Raw genomic sequence first — 12,377 nt, 5'->3', positions numbered from 1 at the left:
TTTTTGTTGTATAATTCATATGGTTCCTCGGTTCATGTGGGGCCATTTTTTTTATTAAAAAATTTCAAGTGCTCCACAATTATATTTTATATAAATTGTGTTGCACTTGAAATTACAATTTAGCAAAGTAAACTAAACATAAAAGTTAGTTTGCTTTTTTAATATAATTTTGCAAGTTTTAATTTTTTGGAGTTATTAATAGTTAATTAAAATAAAAATGAACTCTGTTTAAAACAAAATTCATTTTATATAAAAGATTTATTTTTATTCGTCATCTTCTTCGTTATAATCATTTTTGAAGAATCATGGAGAATTAAATTTATATGGATGTTTTAAGTTTTCTCTTATTATTTGACTTGCAAAAGAATTACTGTTATTTAAATTAAATGGATTTTCACCGTTAAAATTCATTCCTATAAAGTTAAAATCTTTATTAGCAAATGCTGGTCCTGATGATTCAACACCTTTATATCCTTGACTTCAAGTAGCAATATAATTATTGTCATCTAGGTACATACTTGTACCTGAACCTCCTGCTCCTAAATATACTGGCGCCTTATAATCTCCGTCTAATTTAATATTTACAAAATCAATTTTTTTGTTTCAATATTTTCCATCACCATTAAAATAATTAGGTCTACGATTAATAATTCCGGACATATTACCACCAGGGAATCCTAAAATTGTAGTATTTTGATTTGAAAACACTTTGTTTGATCTTGCTATTAATGGGTGAATATCAAATTTTACGTTATTCATTTTATTATTTATATAATCAAGTTTATAAATAATATTCATGTTACCTTCACGTTTAGCTTTTTTATATGCATCAGAAAAATCTCCAATAAATACGGTTAAATCTACTGTAATTTTTTCATTTAGATCGGTATTATTTATTTGCTCAACACCAGATCATATAACGGTTGTAGGTATATTATTTTTATCCATATGACTATAAAGAACATGATAATAATCATTAATATCATTTTTTCTATGTTTAGGGGCTAATAATAAATTAAAGTTAGCTTCATATTTTGTGTTATCTTGATTTATGTCACTAAAATTTTTAATTCTACTTCCACCGATAACGTGTCTATTTGTAATTAAATAATATCTATAGTCATTTGGATCATTATTTACTTTTCCTATTATTGATGTTGAACCTCAATAACCTGGACCTATAAACTGAACAGATCTCATTCAAGTTTCTTTAGCTTGTTTTCATTCATCGTGTTTATTTCAATTTAGTGTATCAACATTAGTTTGATATCCATCATGAAATTTATATCAAACATTTTGATTTGGTCAATATTCAGATTCATCTAAAAATTTTGTATCATTACTAAACAAAATAGGTTGGTTATTATCGGTGTAAAATACATCATTATAATCAAATCTATTTGAATTAATGTTAAATAATTCGTCTTGTAAATTATTTGTATATTCAATACTTACTTTGGCCGCTGATGGCATTACCACTATTGCATGATTAGGATCAAATAATTGGTTTTGTTCAAATTTATAATCTTCAGGTGAGCCTACAACAACTTTTTGATTTCTATCTTTTGTTTGTATTACTACTTTTATTCCTTTATCTTCTTCTCAAATAAAGAATATGTCATATACATAATTTTGATTGTTAATTTTTGTATAATGAGGTTCTGTTTTTTCTATTTTTATTATTTTATTTTCTTTAAGTTTATTTCAATCTACTGTATATGTGTAAGTATCATCAGTAAATCAACCTCTATCTCCTCAAACTCTTGAATTTTTTTCTTTATCATTACTTAGTAATCCTGCATATATTGTAAAAATAAGTTTAGCATTAGAAGTATTTTCTCTCAATAATGTTTTTTCTATATATTTTTTATCTAAATATCAATATGCATTATTTTCATTTTTATCTTCTTTTCAAAGAAGATCTCTTCAGAGTGGTTCAATTTGTCTTTTTCTCTTAATTTTATCGTGAGAAATATAAATTGTACTTAAAGAAGTGTTTTCAAATTGAGGAGTGTTAATTTGTTCATCATCAGTTTCGATAGAATCATTAAATCCTGTTATTCTATATCAACTTTTTCCGTTTATATCTTTATTTGAGTTATTTAGTATATTCTTTGAAGTAACTTTTAGTTTAATATATAATTGGTTATTTTCAAGTTTTTGTACATCAGAAATTTTTATATCTGAAGCTTTAATTCTAAAGTTATTATAATAAATATAACCGTCGCTTTCTTGATTTTTTATTGTGAATGAATTTCTTAAATCTTCTTTATGATTTTTAAAATATTCTGCACTATTAGATTTTAAAATTTCTTTATTAAATACTAAGTCATCCAATGTTATATTATTTACCATTATTTCAGGATATATAGCTTGTTCATAATCGTTAACTAAATTAATTAGTTCATATTCTTTTTCGTTAGTAAATCTAATATTTGTATTATCTTTTTTGATTCACCCTATTTTGAATTTTAAACCTCTTCTATTTACTAATTTAAAATCATAAAAGTAATAAAAGTAATTATTAACAAGCGGATTTATATCGCTGTCAAATCTAGTTACATCTTCTTTATTAATTTTATCTTTATCATTTAATGGTATAAAATCTAGTTCATCATAAATAGGTCCAGCAGAATCTATTGTATGTCTACCTTGATTATTATTTCAAAAAGTATTAGATATTTTGAAGAAATAATTAAATTTGTTAAAGGCTTTTTGCTCCATAAAATTAATTGGATTTAAAGCACGATAGTTTGTAATTGTACCTGGCCCAAAATTTACATGCCCTTGAGCAAGTCTTCAATGAATAACAGATTCATTCATTTTATTTATTAAATTAAGAATATTATCATCACTTATTTGTGTATATTTTGGATCATTAAAATCTGATGAAGTAAAATAATCACCTTTAGGTTTTATGTCTTCATAATTTAAAAACATAAAATTATTAATCGTAAATTTGTTGTTAATTCCATTTTCAGGTTTTGGTTCTTCGATTCCATCTTTTGTATATCATAGTTTTAAATCTGCTCTTCTGCCGAAATCGTTAATATTTTCAACAGAATCAATATAAATTTGATATTTTCCAAATTTAGGAAGATTGTAAAATTCATCAAATTTTTCTTTTGCTTGTGATGCTAAAAAGTCGGTGTGATTCCATCTATTTGAAGGATCTTTTAGTGTAATATTTGTAAACAATTTTTCTATGTTGTTTGAATTAATTATTTCTAATATTTTATTTTTGTTATTTTGATCTCAATACTCTTCTTTTGTTGTTGTTCTTGGTATGAATTTATTAATTGCTGTTAAATTTACTGATTTTAAAATTTGATTATTGTATAAAACATCAACATTTCCCTTTAGAGTATTATTTTCTATTGTTATATTTGAAATTTTGTATTTGAAGAAATTGTTTAATTCAAATTTTGATTTTTTAAAAATATTGTTTTTTTGTTCATCGTTTAGATTATTAAATTCTTCAAGTGTATAAGAATTTAATAAATCATAATTAATATCAAATAATGAATCTAAATTGTCGAATGTAATTGCATCAAGTTCATCTTTTATACCTTCTTGATATGTTTTTGATTTTTCAAATGTTATTGAAAAATTATTTACACCTTTTATTTTAGCTTCAATAACAACTGTTAGAATTTCTAAATTATCACCCGAAACTTTTAAATCTTTTATTCTATAGTTAAATTTATCGTTATCAAAGTGATCAAAGAAAAGAGGAGCATTTTCTAATGTGAAAGATCCTGAGCTTTTTAAACTATCTAAATTATATTTTGATTCTTTTGAATAGTTTTCTAAATTAAATGTAGACACTGTTTGTTCTTCAAGAAGTTGTGAAGCTGTTTTTGTATTATCGTCATTTTCACTTTCTATTTGTTCTAATTCAGTTATCATATTATTTAATTTATTAAAATTTATGTTTATATCACTAAAATCATATTGTTTAAGTATATTTGTAAAGAATTTTCTATGTTTATTTTTAAAAATATAAAAGTCAAATTCTTTTTTACCTGAAATTTGATTGTTTTGTATTTTTGTTTCAAATCCAACAATCTTATCATTTAATTTATTAATTAAATTATTTAGCTTTTCTAAATTATTTTCTTTTAAAGTAAATTCGCTGACAGTTTTAATTAATTTTGTTCTAAAAATAATATCTTCTTTAATGTTATTTATAATATTGAAAGTTTGTATTTTTTCGATTAATAAATTTATATTATCGTAAAAATTATTTTCATATTTTTCTAATTCGTCATTTATTGTGTTTATTTCAATATTTGTTAGCGATTTGTTTGTTTTTGATAATAATTTATTTTTAATTTCATCGGATATTTTATTATTAGTGTTTATTGCGTTAATAAGAAATTGTTTATTGTTCTCAAAGTTGTTTTCATTAGAAGTGATATTATTTTTGTTTATATAGTCTTTAATTTTTTCAATTAATTCATAAGTCTTTCTTGAATTAATATCTTCTTTTAAAGAGTTTATACTACTATTAAAGTCACCTTGATAATTAGTGAATCCATTCAATTGATAATGTTCATTTATGCTTTCGATAATATTTATATTAATATCATTTTCTAATAGTTTATTTACTAGATTTTCTTTAAATTCTAAATTATCATATGCACTCGTTTTATTAGACAAGTATATCTCTTTTATTGTAGGATTTTTAAAATGATAGTCTTCAATAGAATTTATATAATCGTCCATTTTAGAGTTTTGGAGTTCAACATAGTCGTTTCTGTTTTTTACAATAACGCTCAATTCAGTAACTTTATTTTCTAATTCTTCGTTAAATTTAGATAAATCTAAAGGATCAGAATTTAATACACTATTAATATCGTTTTCTATTTCTATAAGATCATTTTCTTTGTTAAATGAAATTATAACGCCATCTTTTGGTTGTATTTTTTCAATTAAAAAATAGTTATCAAATTTAAAAATAAATTTAAAAATATTATTATTAAAAGCATCAAAGTTTGTTATTTTCGTATTTGAATACTCTTCTAGAATTTTGTTTTTTAAATCTATAGTTTTGGCGTTTTTAAATTTTGAAAGTGAATTTTCCAACATTTCTCTATATTGGTCATTTTTTTCTTGATATTTTACAAATTCTGTTAGTAATTCATTTAATTTTTTTATTTTGTTTATACTTTCTGTTGTAATATCTTCGTATGTAAAATTATCATTGTTTATAAGGTTTGATAAAAAAGTTTGTAGTTCATTAATTTCGAAATTATTTCTTACTTTATCTTTAGAAACCTTTTCATTTAAAATTATGGAATTATTTAATAAACCTAAGAAATCGATAATTTTATCATTTAAATCAGAGTATTGATTTTCGTTTTCCAAAACTTTATATTGTAAAATAATATTTTTTTTGATTTTTTCGATACCAGTAGCATCAAAATGTAAAAGTGCATTTTTTAAATTTCTTAAGTTGTTTATAAATTCAATATTTATCCCTGATATTTTGCTTGATAAATCATCTAAATCATTCGAAAAAGAATCAAATTTTTTATCTTTTATATCGAGTATTTTTGAATATCTCTCTAAAACATTGTTTAAAATATCATTTTTATCTTCTTTGCTTAAAGAACTATTTAGTTCAAATAATTTATTCAATTTTAAAGAAACAGACAAAATATTACTATTTAGTTTTTGGTAATAACTAATATTTGAGTATTTTGGATATTTTTCTAAAAGAGCAATGTTAAAATTACCAAATTCATCTTGATTACCAGAATTTTCGAATTGTGTTTGAAGTTCTTTTTTATATTTTTCTTGATTTTTTTCAGGATTACTATTTTTGTTTTTTAATAGTATTCCTGTCGTTGTACCTAAAATAATCGCTGCTGTAGTCAACGATAATGCTGTTATAATTATTTTTTTCTTTTTTAACATATTATTTACCTTTTCTTTATAACTTTTAAGACTATTTAATTTATATGTTTGTACCCAATTTAAAATTCGTAAGTTTGGGTTTGATAAAAAATTAAGATTAATATTTTATATAATACAACAAAAATATAATTTTCCATTGTTTTTTTGGCAAATTTAAATATTTTTTCTTCATTTAATTTTTTTAAAACATGAATTATGCATTTTTATAAAAAAAATAGAAAAAAGAGCGACACTAACCAAGTCGCCCAAGTGATTCTATTACTTATTTATTCATGCACAACTTGAAGGTTAATTACTTCTCCAATTAAACGTTGGGGTCTCCCCACTGATTTTCACTTTGGTTTTTAATTGTTTAAAAACACATCCAGATTTTCAATCAGACCAACACCACATAACCTTATAGTTAACTCACGTTAACATCAACTGGACCTTATGTTTTGGTATCGTTTGTCTTTGGCCACCACAGCCACAAGTAAACAACATAACGGTTTGGTGAGTCATTTAATAAATAATAGATTCATTTCAACCATCACGTCTTCGCAAATACATTTTGCTATGAAGGCATTCAAGCCTCGACAATAGTGATGTGCGTTATCAGCAAGTTTTCTGATTATTCCGCCATTTTTTCAAAGTAAATTATATCACTTATTTTGAATATTAATATACTATAAAATAATTTTTACTTGAATTATTTATTCATATTTATTTAGTTATATTAGACTTAAAAATATATAGTTTATATAATTACATTTTTTATCAATAAAAAATAATGATTTATCGTTAATTAATTTATAATATTAAAAGAATTTTAAAACTATTTAATATTATAATTTGAATTTCATTAATATAACGATTTAATTATTCATTATTCTTTATAGTGAATATTATTTAGCACCTTTTGTGCTATAATATTTTTGTTAAGTTTTAAAATTTAATTAAGTTAAAATTTAATCAAGAAAGGTGAAAAATGAAAGAATTTACAGTCAAAATCATCGATCCTATTGGATTACATGCTCGTCCAACAACATTAGTATCACAAGCTGCTGCTAAATTTAAATCTGATTCTTTTATAACAAGTAATGGTCGTGAAGCAAATCTAAAATCAATCATGAACATTATGGCTTTAGGTATTAAACATGGTGCTGAAGTTACTGTTAAAGTTTCAGGAGAAGATGAAGACGAGGCTATCAAAGCGCTTCATGATACATTTGTATCACTTGAATTAATATAATAATATTATCTCTAGAAATTTTCTAGAGATTTTTTATTCAATTAGTTAATTATTTTCTAATATTAAATTTAGTATTTTATTTATATATATAAATAAATTCAATATAATTTTATATATGAAATATAATGTAGGTGTTGATTTAGTAAAAATTTCAAGATTTAATGATAAATCATTAACTTTTGCTAAGAGAATATTGAGTCAAAACGAATTAGAAGAATATAATAGCCTACCGGATGAACAAAAAACTTTATTTTTAGCTAGATCATGAGCTATTAAGGAAGCAATTTTTAAGGCTAATAACGAATATTTTGATTTTTCAAAAATAAGCTTACGTAAAGAAAATAAAGTTTGAAAATTTGAAGAATTCGCAATTAGTATATCTCATGAAGATGATTTTTTAATCGCTTTCGTGATTGTAAACAAGGAGACATAATTAATTATGAAAAAATCAATTAATATTAAGTTAAAAATATTATTTTCAGCAATACCTTTCTTTTTTAAAATGATAAAAATAAAAAGAATGTTGAAAAAATATAAAAAAACACCAGAAATGATTGGTGAAGAACAAAGATATGCATATTTAACTAAAGTTGCTAAAAAGGTGTTAAAAATATATAACATAGATTTAGTGGTTAAGGGTTTAAGTAACTTGCCTTCGAATGGTGGTAGCATTTTAGTGCCTAATCATAAATCTTATTTAGATGTTGTCGCTTTAATGGTCGCTTTAGAAGAAGAATCAAACGAGTATAATATTAAACAAAGAATACCTGTTTTTATAGCTAAAAAAGAATTAAAAAATTCAAGATACATTAATCGTGCAATGGAATTAATGGATACATTTTTAATTGACCAACAATCTGTAAAAAATAGTTTAAACACTTTCAAGGAATTTACCGCTTTTGTTAAACAAAACAAAAGGTTTGGAATCGTTTTCCCAGAAGGAGAAAGAGTTTATAAAGAAGAAGTAGGAGAATATAAGGCTGGTGTTTTCAAAGTAGCTGCAGAATCATATATGAATATTATTCCTGTTACTATTTCAGGTGCACTCAACTCTTTCGATATAAATCGTAAAGGTAGAAGAACTATTACTGTTAACTTTTTAAGAGAAATAAAAGCAAAAGATTTAATGACGCAAACTCCTTCATCAGTTGCTAAGAGAGTTCAAACGATTGTTAATAAGGAAATCGAAAAATATGAAGATAGTTAAAAAAAATATAAACTATGATACTAAATATGAATTTAATTTAAATAATTTTGATGGTCCACTTGATTTATTACTCGAATTAATTAAAGCTAAAAAAATAGATATTATGGAAGTTAATTTAGTAGAATTAGCTACACAATATATTGAAATAATTAACAAAATAACTGAAGATGAATTAGATGTTGCAGGTGATTATTTAGCTATGGCTGCTAACTTAATAAACTTAAAGTCAAGAATGATTTTAAGAGATCCAGAAGATGAACCGGACATAGAACTAGAAGAAGAAAAACAAAAATTGATTCAAGAATTAATCGAATATGAACATTTCAAAAATGTTAGAGAAGCATTAAAAACATTTCAAGGTTTACGTCAAGACATCTTTATTAAAAGACCAAGCGATATTGAAGAATATTTACTTGATAATGATAATAGTAAATTAGACGGTCATTCTAGCCCTTTAAAACTCATTAATGTAATGCGTAGAATGTTTGAAAGAGTTTATGCTCAAAGATTACGTGAAACGAAGTTAGAAAAGTTTAATTTGACTCCTTCTGATCAATTTCCTTTTATTAAAAACTTAATGAAATTAAATGAAAAAGTAGGTTTTGAACAAGTATTTAATCAACCATCTTTAAACCATTTTGTTGTAACTTTAATGGCTTTACTAGAACTTGCAAGACAGCAGTTTTTAGTAATTCACCAAGACGAGCAGTTTGATACTATTTATATCACTAGAGGAGAATCTTATAATGAAAAATAATATTATTGAAGCACTTTTATATATTCAAGGAGATGAAGGTTTAACCTTAGAACAAGTTAAAGAAATTTTTGGTACACAAACTCTTGCTGAAGCTAAGAAAATAATGATGGATTTTCATAAAGAATTTAACGAACAAGGTAGAGGTTTAAAAGTAGTTAATTTTAATGATATTTATAAATTAGCAACTCGTGAAACAGTTAAAGAATATGTAACAAAAATGGTTTCTATTGTAAGACCTAATCGTTTATCAAATGCAGCTATCGAAGTTGCGGGTATTATAGCTTACAAACAACCTATTACAAGAAGTCAAATTAATAAAATTCGTGGAGCTGCTTCTGAGCAAGTTGTTAATACTTTATTAATTAAAGGTGTTATTGAAGAAGTAGGTATAGCGCATACACCAGGACGTCCCGTTTTATATGGTGTAACAAATAAGTTTTACGATCATTTTAGAATTTCTACATTAAGAGAATTACCTAAAATGGATGATTTCAATTATATAGATGGTGTTGAAAACGAAGGCAATGACTTTGATTTATTCCAAAGTCAAAGAGAAGAATAAAAATAATATATAAAGAGAGCTCGAGCAATATACTGAGCTCTTTTTATATTATAAAAAATACCCTATAAAGGGTATTTGATTATTAAATATTATTTAGTAATTCACGTAATTTATCATTTATAGTGAAAGCATTTTGTGTAATAAAGTAATCAACTTCGTAATCATTTTTGCTAAAATCAAAGCTTTCTTTAAAAGCATTTCAAATTTCAGTTAGTTTACTTTCATCAAAATTATTTGAATTTATATAATCTGCAATTTTTACTAGTGTATATAGTAATTCGTAACTAATTAATATATTATTGTATTTTCAATTTATGAAATTTTTATAATTTACAGAGTGGTTTATAAAATGATTTTTATATCCTACACCCATATAATCACCTTGCACAAAATAAGGGTTTTCTCATTTAAAATCATTTTTATTTACTAAATAATTTAATTTGCTTAAATTATTATTTTGTGAATTTAATTGATCGTCATTGCTTATTATTGCAAATTTAATATTTTTATCATTTATTAAATCTACTAATTTTTTAAATCTTTTCTTAATATGGAAATCTAAAAAGTCAAGTTTTTCATGGTTTTTACCATTATTTTCTTCTAAATATTCTCTTTGTCATTTATTAGTGTCTACTTTGTTGTCTTCTTTGTTGAAAAATTCTTTTTTACCTTCGAAAGCATTTTTTATATAGCTATATAGGCTTGAAAGGTTTTCTTTGTTGTTATTTTGATTTGATAAGTTATATATGAATGAATCAAAACCATTTTGTATGTTATTTCTAAAGTTTTTATCAATTCCATTTTCTTGATAATTTAGAATTGTTTTTCTAGCTATACTTTCTGAACGACCATTATTTAGATATATATTTTTTTCTTCATTAGCTTTTGTTTCATCTCCTCTTGGGTAATTGAAATCTAATATTTCTCTTAATAAAGCATTATCTTGGAATAATGTATCATTTATATTTGAATTAAAGCTTGAAAGTCAATTTAGTACATTGTTTTTGTAGTTTGATTCCTTACTATCTAATCAATTCTTGTAAGTTTTATATGTGTACTCTTTATCTTCGCTACTATTTTTATCTTGATTATAACCATCATCTTTTGTGGTGTCAGAAATATTTTCGTTTATAGATAGTTTAACTAATTCTTCATTGAATTTCCACATTATTGAAGAGATAAAAATATCTCTGAAATCACCTGAAGAAATCGAATTTAATTGATTTAAATGAATTTGATTATTTTCTATTTTTTCTTTGTATAAATTTATACTTTGAATGAATGATTCTTTAATATCTTTAATATTAATTTTTATATTTTTATTATTATCTGCAGCAAATAATTTAAATGATTTTAATATATTTTCATAGTATGCTTTAAATTTTTCGTATGTTGATATTTCTATTTTTTCACTTGAATTTAATGAATAATTAGTATTAGTTTTCACTAAAATTTCATCAACGTCATTTTTATACGCTAAATATAACTCTTTTAGAAATTCATCTGAATAAGCTATGTTTGCAAATTCTTCTAGTGTTATTTCGTCTTTTGATGTTTTTTCGTCAATAAATAATTTAAGGTTATCAAGTTGTTTGTTTAAAATTTCTATTGAAAACTCATGTATTTCACTTAAAATTACATCAAATTTAAATGTAGTATCTAAATATTTATCATTTTTAATAATTTCATTTTTTGAATATAACTTATCATTTTTTATATTGTCAAGTCACATTCAATCACTATTCATTGTATCTTTTGTATAATTTTGTATTTCAACATCGTTATCATCAGGTCCACTACCGGGAGCTCCGGGACCACTAACTGGTCTATAAAGATATTTATCAAAATTATCACCTATTTCATCTCTTGTACGGTCATCATATTTTTCAAAACGTCTTAATATTGAAATATTGTAATTTGAAAATCTATCTACAGTGTAGTTAGGGAACAATCAATTTTCAATAATTTTATTTAAATTCTCTAAATCTTCTAATTGAGTATTTTTGATATTATCAATAAAATGTTGATCATTGCTTATTTGATTTAAAAACTCAATCATTTTCTTTTTAGCAACTACAAGATCTTTCGGGAGAACAATTTCATCGTCTTTTGTTGATTCTCTGTTTTTATAATAAAAGTCTAAGAAATTAAAAATGTAGTTATTTCCTTCATCGTAAACCTTAAATTCCGAAAAATTAAAGGCTAAATATTTGGAAATTCCATCTATTACATTTATGTCTTGATCTGTAAAAAAGTTATTAAGTTTATTAAAACTATCTTTAATTTTTAAAAGATTATCTTTGATTTCTTCTTTTCTATTTTCAATTTTTTTAGCAGATAATAAAACTTCAGTTTTTTTATCTAGTGTTATTGTTAAATAAGCTTGTAATTTATTAACATCATCTTCACCTTCTAAAGCTTCTTTTGCAATAGTAATATATTCATTTGCCTTTTCCGATATTTCATCAAGAGCTTTATCGTTTAAATTTATTTTTACATTATCTATATCTTCAACAGCTTTTTCTAATTCTTCTCTAACGTTGTTTTTTGCTACTTCAACAGGAACATTTATTATTTTGTAAGTTAGGTGAATAAAATTTGACACAAAACTCATATTAATTTTTTATTGATATGAGTTTTTTTCATTTTAATTTATTAAATTATATATTATATTAACACCGAAAATAATATAACTCAA

At 23.4% G+C, this 12,377-nt stretch carries 7 protein-coding genes; 5 read left to right on the top strand and 2 right to left on the bottom strand.

The window, feature by feature from the left end; all coding sequences use genetic code 4:
• Window positions 1–264: 264 nt before the first annotated feature.
• Entirely contained in the window at window positions 265–5,922 is a 5,658-nt protein-coding gene (locus tag N9R85_RS03375; RefSeq protein ID WP_262858587.1) for an MGA_1079 family surface serine endopeptidase, read from the bottom strand.
• Window positions 5,923–6,889: 967 nt separating this feature from the next.
• Here N9R85_RS03375 and N9R85_RS03370 point away from each other — a divergent pair.
• The 5 genes from N9R85_RS03370 (at window position 6,890) to scpB (ending at window position 9,679) form a co-directional block, all read left to right on the top strand.
• Window positions 6,890–7,153, top strand: coding sequence for an HPr family phosphocarrier protein (locus tag N9R85_RS03370; RefSeq protein WP_205851870.1), 264 nt, complete (start codon window positions 6,890–6,892; stop codon window positions 7,151–7,153).
• 115 nt (window positions 7,154–7,268) lie between these two features.
• On the top strand, window positions 7,269–7,586 hold the full coding sequence (locus N9R85_RS03365; protein WP_262858586.1) for a 4'-phosphopantetheinyl transferase superfamily protein: 318 nt from the start codon (window positions 7,269–7,271) through the stop codon (window positions 7,584–7,586).
• Window positions 7,587–7,592: 6 nt separating this feature from the next.
• Window positions 7,593–8,360, top strand: a complete 768-nt coding sequence (locus N9R85_RS03360) for a lysophospholipid acyltransferase family protein (protein WP_262858585.1) — start codon at window positions 7,593–7,595, stop codon at window positions 8,358–8,360.
• Window positions 8,347–9,117, top strand: a complete 771-nt coding sequence (locus tag N9R85_RS03355) for a segregation/condensation protein A (protein ID WP_262858584.1) — start codon at window positions 8,347–8,349, stop codon at window positions 9,115–9,117. The genes N9R85_RS03360 and N9R85_RS03355 overlap by 14 nt, the downstream gene beginning before the upstream one ends.
• On the top strand, window positions 9,107–9,679 hold the full coding sequence (gene scpB / locus N9R85_RS03350; protein WP_262858583.1) for an SMC-Scp complex subunit ScpB: 573 nt from the start codon (window positions 9,107–9,109) through the stop codon (window positions 9,677–9,679). Before N9R85_RS03355 ends, scpB begins: the two co-directional genes overlap by 11 nt.
• Before the next feature lie 82 nt (window positions 9,680–9,761).
• Here the strand turns inward: scpB and N9R85_RS03345 are convergent, their stop codons facing one another.
• Window positions 9,762–12,293, bottom strand: a complete 2,532-nt coding sequence (locus N9R85_RS03345; protein WP_262858582.1) for a hypothetical protein — start codon at window positions 12,291–12,293, stop codon at window positions 9,762–9,764.
• Window positions 12,294–12,377 lie beyond the last annotated feature (84 nt).

The sequence above is a fragment of the Mycoplasma sp. CSL7503-lung genome, from assembly GCF_025515455.1.
Taxonomy (GTDB): domain Bacteria; phylum Bacillota_I; class Bacilli_A; order Mycoplasmatales; family Metamycoplasmataceae; genus Mycoplasmopsis.
Note: the sequence above shows the minus strand (reverse complement) of the source record. Positions and strands in the feature narration are given on the sequence as shown.